This window comes from Desulfosceptrum tomskiensis, from assembly GCF_049818055.1.
In the GTDB taxonomy this organism is placed as follows: domain Bacteria; phylum Bacillota; class Desulfotomaculia; order Desulfotomaculales; family JASEER01; genus JBFLVT01.
This window is the reverse complement of sequence record NZ_CP187479.1, coordinates 1,206,875-1,224,798: the sequence shown is the minus strand read 5'-3', so window position 1 is coordinate 1,224,798 and position 17,924 is coordinate 1,206,875. Positions and strand designations below refer to the sequence as shown.

The 17,924-nt window shown below is 56.6% G+C and carries 19 protein-coding genes and 1 pseudogene; 18 read left to right on the top strand and 2 right to left on the bottom strand.

Translation table 11 applies throughout. The annotated features are described in order from the left end of the window. Nucleotides 1-8 precede the first annotated feature (8 nt). The 9 genes from ACPV0M_RS06230 (at nucleotide 9) to ACPV0M_RS06190 (ending at nucleotide 8,312) form a co-directional block, all read left to right on the top strand. A complete protein-coding gene (locus tag ACPV0M_RS06230; protein WP_425622079.1) occupies nucleotides 9-1,037 on the top strand; it encodes a rod shape-determining protein in 1,029 nt (342 codons plus the stop codon). Between the two features lie 2 nt (nucleotides 1,038-1,039). Beyond that, the gene (gene mreC / locus ACPV0M_RS06225) at nucleotides 1,040-1,867 is read left to right on the top strand and encodes a rod shape-determining protein MreC (protein WP_425622078.1); all 828 of its coding nucleotides are present in this window, start codon (nucleotides 1,040-1,042) and stop codon (nucleotides 1,865-1,867) included. Nucleotides 1,868-1,870: 3 nt separating this feature from the next. After that, nucleotides 1,871-2,368: a rod shape-determining protein MreD gene (gene mreD / locus ACPV0M_RS06220; RefSeq protein WP_425622077.1), complete on the top strand. Its 498-nt coding sequence runs from the start codon at nucleotides 1,871-1,873 to the stop codon at nucleotides 2,366-2,368. Between the two features lie 134 nt (nucleotides 2,369-2,502). Then, entirely contained in the window at nucleotides 2,503-4,521 is a 2,019-nt protein-coding gene (mrdA, locus tag ACPV0M_RS06215; protein WP_425622076.1) for a penicillin-binding protein 2, read from the top strand. Between the two features lie 109 nt (nucleotides 4,522-4,630). Then, complete coding sequence (minC, locus tag ACPV0M_RS06210; RefSeq protein WP_425622075.1) at nucleotides 4,631-5,020, top strand: septum site-determining protein MinC; 390 nt, start codon at nucleotides 4,631-4,633, stop codon at nucleotides 5,018-5,020. A 24-nt stretch (nucleotides 5,021-5,044) separates the two neighbouring features. Then, nucleotides 5,045-5,839, top strand: a complete 795-nt coding sequence (gene minD, locus ACPV0M_RS06205) for a septum site-determining protein MinD (protein ID WP_425622074.1) — start codon at nucleotides 5,045-5,047, stop codon at nucleotides 5,837-5,839. Nucleotides 5,840-5,859: 20 nt separating this feature from the next. Further along, nucleotides 5,860-6,141: a cell division topological specificity factor MinE gene (gene minE, locus ACPV0M_RS06200; RefSeq protein ID WP_425622073.1), complete on the top strand. Its 282-nt coding sequence runs from the start codon at nucleotides 5,860-5,862 to the stop codon at nucleotides 6,139-6,141. 52 nt (nucleotides 6,142-6,193) lie between these two features. After that, a complete protein-coding gene (gene rodA, locus ACPV0M_RS06195) occupies nucleotides 6,194-7,537 on the top strand; it encodes a rod shape-determining protein RodA (RefSeq protein ID WP_425622072.1) in 1,344 nt (447 codons plus the stop codon). 1 nt (nucleotide 7,538) lies between these two features. Then, the gene (locus tag ACPV0M_RS06190) at nucleotides 7,539-8,312 is read left to right on the top strand and encodes a class I SAM-dependent methyltransferase (RefSeq protein ID WP_425622071.1); all 774 of its coding nucleotides are present in this window, start codon (nucleotides 7,539-7,541) and stop codon (nucleotides 8,310-8,312) included. Between the two features lie 18 nt (nucleotides 8,313-8,330). Here the strand turns inward: ACPV0M_RS06190 and ACPV0M_RS06185 are convergent, their stop codons facing one another. Continuing rightward, on the bottom strand, nucleotides 8,331-8,489 hold the full coding sequence (locus tag ACPV0M_RS06185; protein WP_425622070.1) for a hypothetical protein: 159 nt from the start codon (nucleotides 8,487-8,489) through the stop codon (nucleotides 8,331-8,333). Nucleotides 8,490-8,754: 265 nt separating this feature from the next. Between ACPV0M_RS06185 and ACPV0M_RS06180 the strand changes: the two genes are divergently transcribed. Further along, entirely contained in the window at nucleotides 8,755-9,276 is a 522-nt protein-coding gene (locus ACPV0M_RS06180; protein ID WP_425622069.1) for a hypothetical protein, read from the top strand. A gap of 185 nt (nucleotides 9,277-9,461) precedes the next feature. Here the strand turns inward: ACPV0M_RS06180 and ACPV0M_RS06175 are convergent, their stop codons facing one another. Beyond that, nucleotides 9,462-9,608 (bottom strand): hypothetical protein, encoded by a 147-nt coding sequence (locus ACPV0M_RS06175; RefSeq protein ID WP_425622068.1) that lies wholly within the window; start codon nucleotides 9,606-9,608, stop codon nucleotides 9,462-9,464. Nucleotides 9,609-9,859: 251 nt separating this feature from the next. On the opposite strand from ACPV0M_RS06175, the gene ACPV0M_RS06170 reads away from it, so the two are divergent. The 8 genes and pseudogenes from ACPV0M_RS06170 to rpmA all read left to right on the top strand — a co-directional run bounded on the left by ACPV0M_RS06170 (nucleotide 9,860) and on the right by rpmA (nucleotide 17,827). Beyond that, nucleotides 9,860-10,576: a M23 family metallopeptidase gene (locus ACPV0M_RS06170; RefSeq protein WP_425622145.1), complete on the top strand. Its 717-nt coding sequence runs from the start codon at nucleotides 9,860-9,862 to the stop codon at nucleotides 10,574-10,576. Nucleotides 10,577-11,263: 687 nt separating this feature from the next. Continuing rightward, complete coding sequence (locus tag ACPV0M_RS06165) at nucleotides 11,264-12,142, top strand: M50 family metallopeptidase (RefSeq protein WP_425622067.1); 879 nt, start codon at nucleotides 11,264-11,266, stop codon at nucleotides 12,140-12,142. A gap of 114 nt (nucleotides 12,143-12,256) precedes the next feature. Further along, complete coding sequence (locus ACPV0M_RS06160) at nucleotides 12,257-14,128, top strand: TIGR03960 family B12-binding radical SAM protein (protein ID WP_425622066.1); 1,872 nt, start codon at nucleotides 12,257-12,259, stop codon at nucleotides 14,126-14,128. Beyond that, nucleotides 14,106-14,783: a TIGR03936 family radical SAM-associated protein gene (locus ACPV0M_RS06155; protein WP_425622065.1), complete on the top strand. Its 678-nt coding sequence runs from the start codon at nucleotides 14,106-14,108 to the stop codon at nucleotides 14,781-14,783. The genes ACPV0M_RS06160 and ACPV0M_RS06155 overlap by 23 nt, the downstream gene beginning before the upstream one ends. Nucleotides 14,784-14,912: 129 nt before the next feature. Then, nucleotides 14,913-16,169 (top strand): Rne/Rng family ribonuclease, encoded by a 1,257-nt coding sequence (locus tag ACPV0M_RS06150; protein WP_425622064.1) that lies wholly within the window; start codon nucleotides 14,913-14,915, stop codon nucleotides 16,167-16,169. Between the two features lie 169 nt (nucleotides 16,170-16,338). Further along, nucleotides 16,339-16,872, top strand: a pseudogene (locus tag ACPV0M_RS06145) (DDE transposase); the annotation flags it as partial. Nucleotides 16,873-17,209: 337 nt separating this feature from the next. Next, complete coding sequence (rplU, locus tag ACPV0M_RS06140) at nucleotides 17,210-17,521, top strand: 50S ribosomal protein L21 (protein WP_425622063.1); 312 nt, start codon at nucleotides 17,210-17,212, stop codon at nucleotides 17,519-17,521. A gap of 42 nt (nucleotides 17,522-17,563) precedes the next feature. Continuing rightward, entirely contained in the window at nucleotides 17,564-17,827 is a 264-nt protein-coding gene (gene rpmA / locus ACPV0M_RS06135) for a 50S ribosomal protein L27 (protein ID WP_425622062.1), read from the top strand. The last annotated feature ends 97 nt before the right edge of the window (nucleotides 17,828-17,924 follow it).

Here is a 17,924-nt window from a genome sequence, read left to right as displayed (position 1 = left end):
GCCAGGTAATGGTCGGCATTTTTTCCAGAGACATGGGCATTGATTTAGGCACAGCCAACACCCTCGTATATGTGCGGGGTAAAGGCATTGTATTGCGCGAGCCTTCGGTGGTGGCCATTCAAAAGGATTCTTCGCAGGTGCTTGCCGTAGGCGAAGAGGCCAAGCAGATGATCGGGCGCACCCCGGGCAACATCGTTGCCATTCGCCCGATGAAGGACGGGGTGATCGCCGATTTCGATACAACCCAGAGCATGATCAAGTACTTTATTAACAAGGCTTTACGCGGCAAAACCTTCTTAATCAAGCCGCGTGTGGTTATCGGCGTGCCCTCCGGCGTTACGGCCGTGGAGGAAAGGGCGGTGCGGGAGGCGGCCCTCCAGGCGGGGGCGCGCGAAGCCTACTTGATCGAGGAACCCATGGCCGCGGCCATCGGCGCGGGGTTGCCCGTGCACGAGCCGACAGGCAACATGGTTGTCGACGTGGGAGGCGGCACCACGGAGGTGGCGGTCATCTCTCTCGGCGGCATCGTGACCAGCCGCTCCATCCGCGTGGCCGGGGACGAGATGGACGAAGCCATCATCCAGCACGTTAAGCGCACCTATAACCTTATGATCGGCGAGCGGACGGCGGAAGAGATCAAAATCAAGATCGGGACGGCCTACCCGCTCGGCAAAACGGAAACGGAAGAAGTCCGGGGCCGCGACCTCGTGACCGGCCTGCCGAAAACGATCAACGTCACGTCGGAAGAGATTTACACGGCGCTCTCCGAGCCCGTGGCCAGCATCCTGGAAGCCATCCGCCAGACGCTGGAGCGCACTCCTCCGGAACTGGCTTCCGACATTATGGACCGGGGGATCGTCATGGCCGGCGGCGGCGCCTTGCTCCGCGGCCTCGACCGGCTGGTCAGCGAGGAGACGCACATGCCCGTCCACCTGGCCGAAGACCCGTTGCTTGCCGTTGCTTACGGGACGGGGCGGGTCCTGGAGAACATTGATATCTTGCGGAGGGTGCTCATTCAACCCAAGAAGGTGGTTTAGCATTGCTTCGTACCTGGTTTGCCAAGGCGCTTGTTATCGGCATCCTTGCCGGATGCCTGGTCGTTGTGATGTACTTTACCGCTCCCGGCGCCGAGACCCCCGTGGCTATACGCGGTATCGTCAAGGACGTCTTCGGGCCGGTCGAAGGGTTTGTTATGGCCGGGGGGAACGGTTTTGTCGACGGCCTCAGGCACGTTTTCACGCTGGGGAACGCCGCCAAACAGGAAGCCCTGGAGGAGCGTATCAAGGAACTGGAGGGCCGGGTAGCCAGGCTTAAGGAATGCGAGCTTGAAAATAACCGCTTGCGGCGGCTTCTGGCCTATAAAGTCGAAACAGGGAACACGAATGTGGTCGTGGCGCGGGTCACCGGCCGCGATCCGAATAACTGGTTTTCGGTAGTCCGCCTTGACAAGGGCACGGACGACGGCCTTGCGGAGAACCTTCCCGTCATAATGCCCGATGGCCTGGTGGGACGAACCATCAACGTGACCCGGCGTACCGCCGACGTCCTGCTGATTACCGACCCTCGTAGCGGTGTGGGCGCCATGATCCAACAGACGCGCACAGCGGGTGTTGTAAAGGGAGTCTTGCCGGGATCGCCGTCACTTGCCATGTCTTACCTGACCAAGGACGCGACGGTGACAAAAGGACAGGACGTAATAACTTCCGGTTTGGGAGGGGTTTTCCCAAAGGGCATTCCAGTTGGCCGGATTGTTGATGTCAAAAGAGACCCGATGGGTCTCACGAAGACCGCCGAGGTGAAACCTCTGGTCGACCTCAGCCGCCTGGAGGAGGTCATGGTTCTCGTAGGTCCGCCGGCAGGGGGATAGGTTTTGCGGTTTCTAGTCGGGTTGGCATTGCTGGGCGCCATAGTCTTGCTGCAATCCACGGTGCTGGATCTCGTCCGCGTGGCCGGGGTTAAGCCTGACTTTGTGCTGGTTCTGGTAGTTTTCCACGCTATTTTGCACGGCTCCAGGGAGGGGGCCGTGCTGGGGTTCCTGGGCGGGCTTCTCATTGATGCCGTCTCAGGCTATTATTTTGGGTTAAACGCTCTGGGCCTGGCGATTGTCGGTTATGCTGTCGGTTTGCTCGAATGGAGCCTGTATCGTGAAAGCTCTATCGTCGTTTCTTTTATGACTTTCCTTGTCACGGTCGGGGAGCAACTGATCATTTATGTCCTGTTGCTGATTCTGGGCGTTACTGTCCCGTTCAGCCCGGCTGTCTTTGAGCTGATACTGCCGCTGGCGGCCTACAACGCCCTTGTGGCGGCTGTTTTTTACAAGAGCTACGCCAGGATCAGCAAGAGGGGTTTTCTAAGAAGGTCATATTAGAAAATTTGGTCTATTAAAAGACCCGTTTGCGGTCCTGCCTCCGGCTGGCGACTCGGTTTTAGGCCCGCCCTTAAGTCTTGGGGCAAAACAGTGTAAACTTAGGGATAGGGTAAGAGTAATGGGGGCAGTTGTCCTTGTCAAAACAGTTGTCCAGGAAAGGGATGCAGCGCCGGGCCAGGATTATGACGGGTATAGTCGTGGCCGTTTTTCTGATCCTGGTACTCCGCCTTGCTTACCTGCAGATCGCGGAAAATGAGCATTACCGCACCCTGGCCAGGGAAAACAGCATGCGCCTCATTGGCATTACCCCGCCGCGGGGCGAAATCTACGACCGCCAGGGGGAAAAGATCGTGGGCAACAGGCCGCTCTATGTTGTCCAGTTGATCAATGTCGGGTTGAGTGACGAAGAACTGAACCAGGTGATCAATCGCCTCTCCGTAATCCTTGACAAACCTGCGGAAGAAATAAGAAAACAGGTTGACAGCGGCGCTCTCCGGCGTTTTGAGCCCGTGCACATCGCCAAGGACGTGTCGATGGATGTTGTTACCCGGATCGAAGAAGAACGAGACCGGCTTCCCGGTGTTGTCATCGATATGGTGCCGATGCGGGATTATCCTCACGGGAACCTGCTGGCGCACGCCCTGGGTTATATCCGCGAAATCAGCGCGTCCCAGCTCGAGCGTTACCGGGATCAGGGCTACCGCATGGGAGATATGTTCGGGCAGGAAGGCCTGGAACGCACCTTTGAGAAGTACCTGAGGGGTGAACGCGGGGCCTGGCAGGTAGAGGTGGACGCCTACGGAAACCCCATCAGGAATGTGGGCATGCGCGAACCTATCCCGGGCCATAACCTTCAGTTGACCATCGATTACAGGGTGCAAAAAGCGACGGAAGAGAGCCTGGCCCGGGTCATCAAAATGACCCAGGACATGGGTCACAAGGAATGCAACGCCGGCGCGGCGGTGGCCATTGACCCGAGAACGGGGGAAGTGCTGGCCCTGGCAAGTTACCCAGCCTACGACCCCGGCATGTTTGCCGGCAGTCTCTCGCCGGCTGATGCCGACAGGATTATCAACGCCCCTGATCGGCCCTTTCTCAACCGGGCTATCCAGAGCGCTTATCCTCCGGGTTCCACCTATAAAATGATCACGGCCATAGCCGCCCTTGAAAGCGGACGGATTGACCCCCGTTTTTCCATATGGGACGAGGGCTATTACCACCTGCACAGGGTCTGGCACGACTGGACCTACCCGCGCGGCCACGGCAGGGTCGATTTTAAGAAGGCCCTGGCGGTATCGTGCGATACCTTCTTCTGGCAGGTGAGTAACATTATCGGCTGGGAACCGATGACGCGTTGGTCCCTGGCGTTCGGACTCGGGGAGAAGACAGGTATCGAACTTCTCGGGGAGGACAGCGGCATCGTCCCCGACGCAGAGTACAAGCGCAAGGTCGTTCAGGCCATGCTTGACGCCCGGTTCGGGCCGCAATTCAAGGCGCTCGAAACCAAGTACAACCGTCTCCTGGCAGCGACGACGGACGAGAAGGAACGGGTGAGGATCGAGAAGGAACGGGACAGGGAGAAGGCGCGGCTACAGGCGAAGTACGACGACAATGCATGGGAGCTGAAGTGGCGTTACTACGATACCCTGAACATGTCTATCGGTCAGGGCTATAATCTGTATACGCCTATCCAGCTTGCCAATTATGTTGCGCAGCTGGCCAACGGAGGAATGCGTTACAAGCCCTTCCTGGTCAAGCGCGTTACAACCTATGACGGGAAAGTTGTCGAGGAGTTCGAGCCCCAGGTTCAGGATAGGGTGGAAATCAACCCGAAGACACTGGATATCGTCCGCCAGGGCATGCTCGCCGTGACGCAGCCGGGCGGGACCGCCTACGGCGTCTTTTACGATTTCCCTCTGCAGACCGCTGGAAAGACCGGTACCGCGGAAAACTATCGCAACGGTGTCAAGCAACCAGCCCACGGCCTTTACGTTGCTTTCGCCCCTTACGACAACCCGCAAATCGCCATTGCCGTTATTGTTGAGCACGGCATTCACGGCAGTTCGACAGCCGCCGTGGTGGCCAAGGAGATGATGGCGGCTTACTTCAACATCCCCATCAATAAGACAGCCCCGATACCGGTTTCCGAGTAAACGCCATCATTTACCCATATTCGTCAAAATAACAGGGAAAATACACGAAATAAATTAGCAGGATTTGGTTTTTTACTGTTGAATACCCTTTACGAGGTGGAAACAGACGATGGCACTCCAGTTATCCCAAGACATGCACGAGCCGAACACCATTTTGATTCAGCGGACTCTGCGCTCCGGCCAGAGTGTCTGCTATAACGGTAACGTGGTCATCCTGGGAGACGTGAACCCTGGTGCGGAGGTCACGGCTGCGGGTAATGTCGTCGTGATGGGTATACTTCGCGGCACGATCCATGCCGGGGCAACAGGAGATGACACTGCTGTAGTCATTGCCTTCAGACTGCAACCCACCCAATTGCGTATCGCTAACCACATTGCACGCTCACCCGACGAAGATTTCGTCGCCGATCCGGGACATCCAGAAATAGCGCGTGTAAAAGACGGAGTTGTAACTATTGAAGCCTTCCCGCCTGGCGGGGAGCGTCAGGGCAAAAATTAGAGGCCAAGGGAGGAGCTTGAAAGCATGAGCGAAGTTATTGTGGTCACTTCGGGCAAGGGAGGGGTTGGCAAAACTACGGCTACGGCCAACATCGGCGCCGGCCTGGCGATGTTCGGACACAAGGTCGTGCTCGTTGACGCCGACACCGGCCTCCGCAATCTGGACGTGGTCCTGGGGCTCGAAAACCGCATCGTTTACGATCTTACAGATGTTATCAGCGGCAACTGCCGTCTCCGGCAGGCAATTATCAAGGACAAGCGCTTTGAGGGTCTGCACTTGCTTCCCACGGCCCAAACTAAGGATAAGTCGGCAGTGACCCCGGAAGATATGAAAGAACTGACCAAGGAACTCCGGGAAGGCTTTGACTATGTGTTGATTGACTGCCCCGCCGGTATCGAGCAGGGTTTCAGGAGCGCTATCGCCGGCGCCGACAGGGCTATCGTGGTGACGACGCCGGAGGTTGCCGCCGTGCGTGACGCCGACAGGGTCATCGGCCTGCTGGAGGCGGCGGAGATCCGGGAACCGAAACTGATCATCAATCGCCTCAGGCCGCGCATGGTGGAGAGAGGCGATATGATGACCATTGACGATATGATCGACATCCTGGCCATCGACCTGCTCGGTGTGATCCCGGATGATGAACAGATTGTGGTGTCGACGAACCGCGGCGACGTGGTCGTTGCCGACGAGAACTGTCTTGCGGGACGGGCGTTTAAGAACATCGTGCGCCGGATCCTTGGCGAACCCGTGCCCCTGATGAACCTGCAAACCGGCAACCCGATTATTCGACGCCTCAGAAGAATTATCGGCCTCGGTTAGAGGGAAAAGGAGGAAGGGCATTGCTGGAGTTTTTGGCTCGTATTTTTGGCCGCGATTCTGGAAGTAAAAGCGTTGCCAAGGAACGCTTGAGATTAGTTCTCGTTCACGACCGGGCGAACGTTTCCCCGCAGCTCCTCCAGCTAATGAAGGCCGACCTCATCAAAGTAATCTCTAATTACTTGGAAATCGATGATGAGGGGCTGGAGGTCAGCCTAGAGCGCAATGAAAACCAGGTGGCCCTAGTGGCGAACATCCCGGTGAAGAGGGTTAAACGGACTCTAAAAAGCACGGTGACCGGTTAAGAGGAAGGGGGCGAAACAAGCCCCCTTTCTTATTCGTGGCCGTTTCTTTATAATGGGTGTGGGTGATGTCGTGAAGGGCAGGAGAATCTTCAAAAGCCTTGACTACACGCTGCTCCTGGCAGTGGCGCTGCTGATCGTCCTTGGCATCGTCGTTATTTCCAGCGCCACGCATATCACCAGTTCAGGAGGTAGCGCGTTACATATCGTGCGCACGCAGATTATCTGGGTGGCGGTCGGCTCCGCGGGGCTGATTACTTTCCTGTTCTGGCGCTACGAGGAGCTGCCTAGGTATCGGCGCGGCCTTTACATTATTATGCTGCTCATGCTTGCGGGCGTTATCTTTACGGGCCGGGAAGCCCTGGGCGCCCAGCGGTGGATTCAGATGGGCCCTTTCTCCTTCCAGCCGTCGGAATTCGCCAAGGTGATCATCATCGTCACCCTGGCGGACTTTCTGGCCCAACGCGAGGGACAGCTCAACACCTTAAAGGACCTGATCCCGGTGTTTGCCTTTGTGAGTGTCCCGATGCTTTTTATCCTGATCCAGCCCGACCTGGGAACCACTCTGGTCTTCCTGGCCATCACTTGGGGAATGCTTTTTATGGCAGGAGCAAAACCTAAGCTGCTCCTAAGTTTAACCGCTCTCGGCATTGTTGCCGTGATTTTGATCTTCGTCGTTCACGCGGAGATTCATAACAAAGACAAGATGCTAACCGAACAGGTGAAGATGGCGGAGGAAAGCCTCGAAGCCTTGAATGTCGAAGTTGTCAATGCTCAGAACAGAGCTCCCTACGTAAAGGTAAAGGGAGAGTACGATGCGGCCAAGGCCGATTTTGACCGGCTGGTCGCCCTGCAGCAGCGGATCCAGGACAAACACAAGCTCTTTCACAAGCTAACCTTGAAGGAATACCAGATGACCAGGCTCACCGTTTTCTTGAATCCGTGGAGTGATTGGCAAGGGGCGGGCTATAACGTTATCCAGTCGCAGATCGCCATTGGATCAGGGGGCATATGGGGAAAGGGATTGTATAACGGCACGCAGAGCCAGTACAACTTCCTCCCAATCCAGCACACGGACTTTATTTTTTCGGTGCTGGCTGAAGAACTGGGTTTCGTAGGCGGGTTCTTCGTCCTCTGCCTCTATCTTGTCTTTTTATACCGGGGCGTACGCATCGCCGAGAAGGCTCGTGACGCTTACGGCACCCTAGTGGCCGCCGGCATAGTGTCAATGTTTACTTTCCACATCCTCGTCAACATCGGCATGAATGCCGGCATCATGCCGGTAACCGGCATTCCCTTGCCGTTTCTAAGTTACGGGGGAAGCGCGATGATCGTAAACATGGCCTGTGTGGGACTCTTGTTGAATATATGGGTACGCCGGCAAAAGATTGTTTTCTAGCATGAGCCGTTTTGATGAACTGGCCCAAAACTATGACCGCTGGTACGAGCGCCCTCTAGGAAGGGTCGTCGAGAAGCTGGAAACGGATCTGTTCCTGACCCTGGCCCGTCCCTGCCGCGGTGAACGCGTCTTGGATGCCGGGTGCGGTACGGGACGGCTGGCCTTGCTCATGGCCCAAATGGGGTTGTCGGTGACAGGGATCGATAGTTCTGAGGCTATGCTGGAGGTCGCCCGGGAAAAACTGGCGGGATATCCCTCTGTGGAGCTTCTTTGCAGCCCGCTTGAAACGCTCCCTCTGCCTCCCGAGTATTATCACCTGGTTGTAGCCTTCACTGTCTTGGAGTTTACCGAAGACCCGGGCCGCGCCGTAAGGGAACTTTGGCGGATGGTCCGCCCCGGAGGGCGTCTGGTGGTGGCTGTGCTCAATGCGTGGAGCCCCTGGGCCTGGCGCAGGCGGGCGGAGGCCCGGCTGCACGGCGGTATTTTCAAGAACGCCCATTTCTTTCAGCCGGGAGAACTGGTAAGCCTGTTGGCGCGAGAGACCGGTCAGCAGCCTTATTGGCAGTCGGCGGTGTTCATCCCGCCGAGCGCAAACAGCCTTGTCCTGCGTTTTGCCGACGGGCTCGAAAGGTGGGGGAGAAGAATGTTGAAGCCCTGGGGGGCATTGCTGATCGTTAGGGTGGACAAAACCCTGTCCCGCCAGCACGTCTTTCAGGGGCGTGCGGAAAGGATCGGGCACATGATTCCGCAGCCGGACGGAATGTTTATTGAATAACGGCAAAGTCGCCGGAGCCTACCAAAAACGCGGGATCAGGCCGGCGTTGAAGGCGTAGAGCAGGACCAGGATGAGCCCGACAAACAGGGCAAGACGGACCAACCGCTTGATAATGGAAAACGCAAATAAACCTAGGGCCAGTAAAAGAAGCATGCCGATAAGGATCTGGGAATCCATTCCATGACCCTCCCGCAGGGATAATTAGAGGTGAATTCGCCACCGCCTGTCAGAGTCCCTGCAGGAGTGCGGCCAGCCTTTACTGTTTGGGGCGTTTGTGTACCAGATAGCGCGATACGACCGGAATGGCTACAATAACGACAAAGGCGATCACCAGTAAGATCGTGCTTGTTGTCCAGTCAGTAGTTGTGCCTGTCATTTTACATCACCACTACCTAGTATTTCCCGACTCCCCGTCGGTAAACGGCAAAGGAGGATCCCGCTTTTGCGGATCATTTTAATGGGCAAGGCCGGGGCAGGAAGACACACGGTAGCGAGCTACCTTCGAACGAAGCACAAGTTTGCCGAGTACTCTTTTGCCGGTATTCTTGACGACCTCGCCCGCCAGGTGTGTGCGCCAGACCTGCCGGATTCCCAGGAATGGCCCCGGTTTTTGCGTACCCTGGACGTGAGGCTACGCAAGCTGGACCCTGACTGCCTTACCGACTACCTGATGAGTCAGGTTTTTCAGCAAGACCACAGCGATGTCGTTATTGTCGACGGGCAGGCGCCGCGGGATATTGCTAGGTGCCGTGAAGCCTTCGGCTTTGTTTCGGTGCATGTCACCTGCGCCGAACAAGTACGTCTTGCCAGGCTCGTTGCTAAGCAGGGATTAGCCTTGTGCCAGAGCGGGGACAGGACGAGGAATGATTGCGGCGCGGACCATGCGATCGACAACTCGAAAAGCTTCGATGAGCTTTACAGGGCCGTCGATCGGCTCGTCCAGGACCTCAGAGCCGTGGAATAGCCCAATCCGCCAGGATATTTTGATAGGCATTCCCGTTTCGGCCCAGCACTCAACTTGAAGACATATTACATTCAAAGCTACCGTCCGTCTTCGAGACCTACAAGGTTGGATCAGCCTGAAATCTGACATTCCCAGTTGAGTGCTGGGGAGTCCTAAAGCTTACAGCTTTACTAATGACCGGGCCGTCAGGCCCGGTCATTATGTTTCTCCCGGTAAATAATCCGGCCGTCGGGGATGAGTTCGAAGGTCAGTTCGGCGGTTTTGGCCGGCGTGCCGGCCAGCTCGCAGTTGACGGTAACCGTCAGGGTACCGGGGTTTCCCGGGGCCTGCACGGCATTGACCAGGCTGACGTTGCGGTATTCGGCCTCCTCGTCGAATTTTGGGCCAGGACTTCATTTATTCTGGGTTGCAGCAGCTGCAGAGGCATTTTACACGACTATGATTTCCAGGAAAGGCTGGTTGTACTCCCCCGGTTCTTGCCCCAAAAATTTGCTCCGGGCCACCCGGACAGCCTGTCATATTACAGACCCGTCCACATAGACTATAGTACTAACAAATCTTGGGGGGATGACCGTTGCGTTCCATGGACAGACGTTTGCCCCAATGGCCCGTTGGTGGGACGGGCTTTCGCCGGAAGAAACCCAGCCGCCGGCTTGTAACGCAAATCGCGGTGGTGGCGGTGTTGCTCCTTACCATTCTCGCCATACGAGACGCCAAATCCCCATGGGGAACGGAAGTGCGGGAAACTCTCCGGTCGGCATTGACTACGGAATGGGATTACGAACCTGTCCTTAATCGCCTGATAGCTTTTGGCTTGCAGACGGTCAGCGTGGACATGCCTTTCTTTGACACCCTGCCGCACCGCGAGAAGAGTCCGGGCGGTGAAGTCACTGAAGTCATGAGTTCGGACGATATGCTAACCCTGCCAGTATCGGGCAAGGTTGCCCGCGGTTACGGCTGGGTGGTCGACCCGCTTGACGATATGGAACGCTTTCACCCCGGCGTCGACATCGCTGCCTCGCCCGGAACGCCGGTTAAGGCCGTGTTGAACGGGAAAGTGGCACGGATTGGAGAGGACCGGGCTTACGGGAATTACATCCTGATCGACCACGGCAACCGCACTTATAGCCTCTACGGGCAGGTGGAGGATATTCAGGTGGCTGTCGGGGACAGCGTTTCCGCCGGCCAGGTTATCGCCAAGACCGGAGGCGAGGATGAAACCGGGGAAACAGGCCTGCATTTTGAATTCCGCGAGAACGGGCAACTGATCGACCCACTGACAAAGTTTGACGTGCCTTGATAAAGCGCTGGGCATTGAGCACTGGGCATTGAGCGCTGAGCATTTAGAATTAAGCAGCGGAACGGCAAGAATCCAAATCCTAACGCCAAACACTCATAAACACCGGCACGTTTAGCGCTCAGCTCTTAGATGTCAAATATCAGGACATCGTTAACAGTTTTGGGACCGTAACATCGTTTACATGTCCTGCGTTAAGATCCTTGCTCTATCGGGGGAAAACCCCGAACGAATCGCTAAAGGCTTCAGGCTGGAGCCTTCGACTCCTACACGAAACTTCTTTACCGAAGGAGGCGCCAACCTCCGGGACGGTCAAGCTGATCCGCTTCATCAGGAGCGATGCAATGCTCGACATCTTCACTGAGCGCTTTCACCTTGATAAAAGTGTCGTGTACGAATACGTGACTGCAACTATCTATGTCAAAGAACAAGTGCTTATCGTTGACTGCCAGGGCCACGAGGTCGCGGTTATCGACTACAAGTTACCCTGGATGTAAACGATGTGCTGCTACTTATCACTTAGCATTTAGAGGTGAGAGGACCTTTGGCAGCAACCAAGTGGCATCACTGGAGTTCACCCAATTTCGAATTCTAAATGCCGAGTGCTGAATACCAAAAGCTAAATGGCCAATCCGAAATTTCTTTAATCCCTACACCTTATACCTTACACCTAGACCGGGAGCGGGCAACGTGAAGATCTGTCGCATTCAGGGCATCGCCTTTGAGATCAACAACTGGTTTCTCGCCTTGCTGGGGGTATATTTTGCGGCGGGGGTGCTCGGCAAAGGGCTGATCGCCTTCGCCGTGGTTTTCTTTCACGAGCTTGCTCACGTATGGGCGGCCAGAAAAGCGGGGCTGCGGATCAGCGGAGTTGAACTCCTGCCCTTCGGCGGAGTGGCCAGGGTTTCAAGCGAGCTTATCCTTGACCCTAAAAAGGAAATATTCGTAGCTGCCGCCGGCCCCCTGACAAACCTGTTTCTGGCGGTTCTCGTCCTTGGTCTGGGGCAGTACGGGTACTGGAGCGAAGCCTTCAGCCCCTTCTTTGTACAGTGCAACTTAATGCTTTTCCTTTTTAACTTGTTGCCGGGGCTGCCCCTTGACGGCGGGAGGGTCTTTCGCGCCCGTCTGGCACGGCGGATGAACCTTCCTGAAGCGACCCTGCGCATGGCCCGGTGGGGACAATGCTGGGGTGCCTTGATGACGCTTCTGGGTGCGGCCGGGGTCGCCTTGGGCTTCTGCGGTCTTGATATCGTGGCGACGGGGCTTTTCCTGTTTTACGCAGCGCGCCGGGACGGCCTCGAAGCCCCCTACCTGTATGCCAATCACCTGATCAACAAGGAGCGCGACCTGCAGCGCGCAGGCATCCTCCCCGGAGAAGTGCTGGTCGTCCATGAAGACCTTCCGGTGTGGAAGGTCACCCGCCTCTTTGTTCCCCAGAAGTATCACCTCGTCTTCCTTGTTGACGGGCAGGGCAGGATTGTAGACACCCTGGAGGAAACCCGCGTGGTCAAGACGGTTATCGACGAGGGACCATACGTTCCGGTAAAACTGGTAAAAAAGGGTTTTTAGGCGGAGTAGAGAATAGTTTTTGGAAGCAGTTGATTGTTCGCAAGGTAGGCAATAATAGAGAAAACCGCAGTTATGCTGCATATAGTAATTAGACGCAGCAGGGGAGGAGCACCTTTGTCTGTCCAGCTTGAACACCTTTTGTCAAGGGTTGAAAAACCGGCACGGTATATTGGCGGGGAATACAATGCCGTTCTTAAGGACTGGGATGACGTCAAGGTAAGAATTGCTTTTGCCTTTCCGGATATTTATGAGGTGGGCATGTCCCACCTCGGCCTGCAGATCCTGTATCACGTGGTCAACAGGCGTAGCGACGCCCTGATGGAGCGGGTTTTTGCCCCCTGGGTGGATATGGAGGCGTTAATGCGGCAGCAGCAGGTGCTGCTTTTTGCCCTTGAGTCGCGCCGGCCCCTACGGGATTTCGATATTGTAGCCTTCACCCTTCAGTACGAGCTCTCTTTTTCGAACGTGCTGAATATGCTTGACCTGGCACGCATTCCCCTGTACGCGTGGGAGCGGGCTGAGGACGACCCGCTGGTGATCGCCGGCGGACCCTGCGCTTACAACCCGGAGCCGCTGGCCGATTTCCTGGACGCCGTTTTCCTGGGCGAGGCCGAGGAAGCCTTCGACGAGATTATCAGCGCCTATCAAGCGGCCAAGGAGCAGAGCTTGAGCCGCCGGGAATTATTACTCGCGCTTGGTCGCATTCCCGGCGTCTATCTCCCGTCCTTCTACGCTGTTCAATACGACGACCGGGGACGGGTGACCGGCATTATTCCTCGTGACCCGGCCGTGCCCCGAAAGGTGGCGAAGCGGGTTGTGGCCGATCTGAATGAGGCGCCTTTTCCGACAAAGCCCATCGTCCCCAACATTAAGGTGGTTCACGACCGGGCTGTGCTGGAGGTCTTTCGGGGATGCACCAGGGGGTGCCGCTTCTGCCAGGCCGGGGTGATTTACAGGCCGGTGCGCGAGCGCGACGTTAACCGCTTGATGGCGCAAGCCGACGCAATTATCCGCAACACCGGTTATGATGAGGTATCCCTGGCTTCTCTGAGCACGACGGATTACTCGGCCATCCGCCCGCTCGTGAGAGAACTGGTGGAGCGTTACGCGGACCGTAAGGTAGGCATATCACTACCTTCCACAAGGGTCGACGCCTTCGCGGTTGACCTGGCCAAGGCCATTCAGGAAGTCCGTAAGTCCGGCCTGACGTTTGCCCCTGAAGCGGGGACCCAGCGCCTGAGGGACGTCATTAACAAGCGGGTGACGGAGGAGGATCTGCTTGCCGCTGTTACGGCCGCCTTCAAGGCTGGATGGCTGCGGGTGAAACTTTATTTCATGCTGGGCCTGCCCACCGAGACGATGGACGATGTCGAGGGCATCAACATCCTGGCGCGCAAGGTGATCGACACCGGCCTGGAGGCGGGAGTCCCCGCAAACAGGTTGAGCGTAACGATAAGCGCGTCGTCCTTTGTCCCCAAGCCGCACACGCCTTTCCAGTGGGAACCGTTCATGCGGGCGGATGAACTGCGCACCCGCCAGGATTGCCTGAAACGGCGTCTAAAAGGCAGAGGTCTGGTATTTTGCGCCCATGACGTCGAGACAAGCTTTCTGGAGGCCGTGTTTGCGCGCGGCGACAGAAGGCTTGGCGCCGTTCTGGCCAGGGCCCGGGAATTGGGTTGCCGGCTGGACGGCTGGCGGGAATGGTTCAGTCCCGAACTCTGGCGGCAAGCCTTCGCCGATACGGGTTTAACCCCGGAGGAGTTTGCCTACCGCCGGTTTGGCTACGAGGACGTCCTCCCCTGGGATCACCTGGAAGCGGGGGTGTCGAAGGCTTTCCTGGTTGCCGAACATAAACGGGCCCTGGCGGGCGAGACCACAGCCGATTGCCGGGCGGGCCGCTGTACCGGGTGCGGGCTGTGCCCCACGCTGGAAGTGGAACCGCGGATTCCGGGGGTGGCGGTCGATGCGCATCAGGCTTGCCTATAAACAGTGCGGACCGGCCCGTTATCTCGGGCACCTGGACGTTATGCGCGCTTTTGAAAGAGCCTTTCGCCGTGCCGGTTTGCCCCTGGTGTACAGCCGGGGATTCAACCCCCGGCCCAGGATGGTGTTCGCCGCGCCGCTCCCGCTGGGGTTCTGCGGGGGCCAGGAGTATGTCGACGTGGAGCTAGCCGACACGGTAGACCTGGAACAGCTTCAAGAGGCCCTCAACCGGACTCTCCCGGCGGGGTTGGAAGTCTTCAAGGCCAGGAAGGTTCCCGATGTTACCCCGGCGCTTATGAGCATTCTCAACAGCGCGCGCTATACGGCGTGCGGCGAGTTGTTCGGCGAAGCGCAGCCCGAGCGGGTTCGGGACGCTGTTGCTGCGCTGATGGCGCGGGGAGAAGTTTATGTGGAAAGGGAGACCGACAAGGGCCTTAAGAAAAGAGACATTCGCCTGGGGATCAGGAGTCTGCAGGTTAGTGTTAAAGACCGAAGTTTTATGCTGATTATGGAGCTTGCCGCGGGCAGCGGCGGTACCGTCCGCCCGGACGAGGTGTTGATCGCGCTTTCGGAGTTAACGGGCACTCCCCTTGAGGCTGTCGACGTCTGGCGTACAGCGTTGCTTTCACGCGAGGGAAAGGTCCTCTGGGAGTGCTGACCCAACACTCAATTGAATAGAAACTTGTTAGTTTAGTTTAGATGTAGTTACTTTTCTCCAGCTGAGTTTGGTCATATGATAATCAGTGTCGTATGTTCAGTTGAGTGCTGGGCTGAAAGGTGGGAAAAAGTGCATAAAAAAGAGCTGATTGTGAGTTCGCGTAATAATGTTACCAGGGTTGCCCTGCTGGAAGACGGGGTGCCTATGGAAGTATATATGGAGCCGGTGAGCGATTTCTGCTTGGTAGGAAGCATCTTCAAGGGCAAGGTGGAGAATGTTTTGCCCGGCATCGAGGCGGCTTTTGTCGACGTCGGGCTGGGACGTAACGCCTTCCTGTACGTCAACGACGTGCTGGCGCCGCAGCAGAACACGCACCGCCACCTGTCGATCAAAAACCTGGTGCGTCCCGGCCAGGAGATCATTGTCCAGGTGGCCAAAGACCCTTTGGGGAATAAAGGTCCCAGGGTAACCATGCGGGTTAATCTCCCCGGCCGCTACACGGTGTTGATGCCGACCGTAAACCACATCGGCATTTCCCGGCGTATCGAGAAAGAAGAAGAACGCGAGAGGCTCAAACAACTGATCAACCAGGTGCGGCCCAGCGGCATGGGGGTTATCGTCCGCACCGCCGCGCGTACCGTCGATGAAACAGCCGTCAAAGAGGACATCATCTCCCAGTACAACCTCTGGCAACAAATCCTGGCGCGCGCGGAAACGAGCAAAGCGCCGTTCCTGCTTTACCGGGAGTGTGCCCTGCTCCCCCGGATTATCCGCGACCTCTTTACCGATGAAGTGGAACGGCTGATCGTGGACTCGCAACCTGACTTCACGCGGGTCATGATGCTCGTCGACCAGATGCCGGAGCGCTTCAGGGAAAAAGTGGTCCTGGAAACGTATTCCGACATCTTCGAGCACTACGGCGTGAAACAGGAGATCAATAAGGCTTTGCAGCGCAAGTACTGGTTGAAATGCGGCGGTTACCTGATCTTTGACCAGGCCGAGGCCCTCACCGTCATCGACGTCAATACGGGGAAGTATACCGGGCATATCGACCTGGAAGACACCGTCTACAAGACCAACCTCGATGCCGCCGTGGAAATAGCCCGCCAGCTCAGGCTGCGCAACCTGGGGGGCATCATCATCATCGACTTCATTGATATGGCCAGGGAAGATCACCGGAACAAGGTGTTAGAGGTGCTGTCCGAGGAGATAAAGCGCGACCGGAGGCGGACGCACATTATGGGGCTTACCCGCCTGGGTCTTGTGGAACTGACCCGCAAAAAGGTCCACCCGAGCCTGGCGGAAATCCTTCTCGATACCTGTCCCCACTGCAATGGCGTGGGTAAGGTAATGACGGACGAGAAATTCGACCTCGCCGTCGAATAGCTGACTTTTAGAGACTGTTGAAAAACGCACGTGGCCTTTAGGTATTGCCACCTTTTTGAGCTATTTGTGTTGTTTGGGAGCGAAGATAGAAGGCCTTTTTGGGTCCTGGGAAAAACATTTTACCCCAAGCCGCTCCAGGTTTCATACGGGTTAGGGGGCATGCGTAAGGGACGAATACCGGATCAAGCCCGTCATTGACATCCGCAACCTGTGGCGGAACGGCGAAGAGACGCGGCTTGTAACCGGGAAGGAAAACATCGTTTACGATTACCGGGGCACGGTATATTGCTACTGTCCGCAAGCAAACAAGCGTCGTGCGATGGCCTTCGGGGGATTTGAGCAAGATCGGGAAACCCTGAAATACCGTTGTCCGGCCCGGCACTACGGAGTAGAGTGCCGGGGCATGGAACAATGTGCCGCAACTGGTGGGATACGTATCCCCCTGGTGGAAGACCGGCGGATCTTCACCCCGCTGGCGCGGTCCAGCTACAGGTGGAAAACGTTCTACAAAAAGCGCACGGCGGTAGAAAGGGTAAATGCCCGTCTGGATGAGGTCTATGGATTTGAGAAGCATTTCATTCGGGGTTTGCCCAAGATGCGGCTGCGGTGTGCGCTGGCCCTGATGGTAATGCTGGCGATGGCTGTGGGCCGGTTGCGGCAAAAACAGGGAGCGAATTTGCGAAGCCTGGTGCAGGCGGCCTGACGAGATCAAACCGGCGAACAAAGTGCCCCACCGGAGAAAAGCCTCAAGAGGCGCGGGATAGGTATGCCTTTTAGCAGGGTTACAAAAGGGCAGAGCAGGCAATTAACCCAATATTAGGTAACACATACAGCGAGAGGCTTCGAAAACATCCGTCTCGGGTTTGAGCATTGCTCTGCCGAGAGTCAAAAACTTTTACAGCGCAAATGCCTCCTTTTAGGTATTGCTTGAAAATTGACCACCTGTATGGTAAAATAACCATTGCGTGAACCGCACGGGGAAGGTATACAAGCGGTGCAAGCCCACCTGGCCCGGCGAGTCCTGAAAAGGGGGAAACGTAGTGTACGCGATTATCGAGACCGGCGGTAAGCAGTACCGCGTCCAGGAAGGCGACCAGATCTTCGTCGAAAAGCTCCCGGCTGAGGCCGGTGAAACGGTGACCTTCGAGCGTGTGCTCGCGGTAGGCAAAGACGACGGCCTGATGGTCGGAACGCCTGTCGTGAAAGGGGCGAAAGTAACGGGCAAAGTGGTCAAGCAGGTACGCGGGCGGAAGATCATCGTCTTCAAGTACAAGCCGAAAAAGAATTACCGCCGCAAGAAGGGGCACCGCCAGCCTTACACCAAGGTGCAGATCGAGAAAATCGAAGCTTAAGTTTGTTTGCATAGAGTTTTTACCCGAGGAGGTGCGTGATCTATGGCACACAAGAAAGGCGTAGGCAGTTCGAGGAACGGCCGCGATTCCGAAGCTAAGCGATTGGGGACCAAGTGCGGCGACGGCCAGTTTGTGACTGCCGGGAGCATCCTGGTTCGCCAGCGCGGGACAAAGATTCACCCGGGACAGAACGTCGGCATCGGCGGTGACGATACCCTCTTTGCCAAGATCGACGGGATTGTTTCCTTCCAGCGCAAGGGCCGCGACAAGAAGCAGGTCAACATTCTACCAGCGGCTTCTGTCTAAGATTGTTTTTTTTGCTTGAAACCAGCCTTAGAGAGGCTGGTTTTTTTTACGAAAATATCGGTATGAAAATATGGGACCGGAGTCTGAAGGATATTTA

Bases quoted from the DNA above. Each gene is read 5' to 3' on its own strand.
- minC (WP_425622075.1), top strand. From the start codon at position 4,631: ATGGCACTCCAGTTATCCCAAGACATGCACGAGCCGAACACCATTTTG.
- minD (WP_425622074.1), top strand. From the start codon at position 5,045: ATGAGCGAAGTTATTGTGGTCACTTCGGGCAAGGGAGGGGTTGGCAAA.
- ACPV0M_RS06230 (WP_425622079.1), top strand. From the start codon at position 9: ATGGTCGGCATTTTTTCCAGAGACATGGGCATTGATTTAGGCACAGCC.
- rpmA (WP_425622062.1), top strand. From the start codon at position 17,564: ATGGCACACAAGAAAGGCGTAGGCAGTTCGAGGAACGGCCGCGATTCC.
- ACPV0M_RS06190 (WP_425622071.1), top strand. From the start codon at position 7,539: ATGAGCCGTTTTGATGAACTGGCCCAAAACTATGACCGCTGGTACGAG.
- rodA (WP_425622072.1), top strand. From the start codon at position 6,194: ATGGGTGTGGGTGATGTCGTGAAGGGCAGGAGAATCTTCAAAAGCCTT.
- ACPV0M_RS06170 (WP_425622145.1), top strand. From the start codon at position 9,860: ATGGACAGACGTTTGCCCCAATGGCCCGTTGGTGGGACGGGCTTTCGC.
- ACPV0M_RS06155 (WP_425622065.1), top strand. From the start codon at position 14,106: ATGCGCATCAGGCTTGCCTATAAACAGTGCGGACCGGCCCGTTATCTC.
- ACPV0M_RS06185 (WP_425622070.1), bottom strand. From the start codon at position 8,489: ATGGATTCCCAGATCCTTATCGGCATGCTTCTTTTACTGGCCCTAGGT.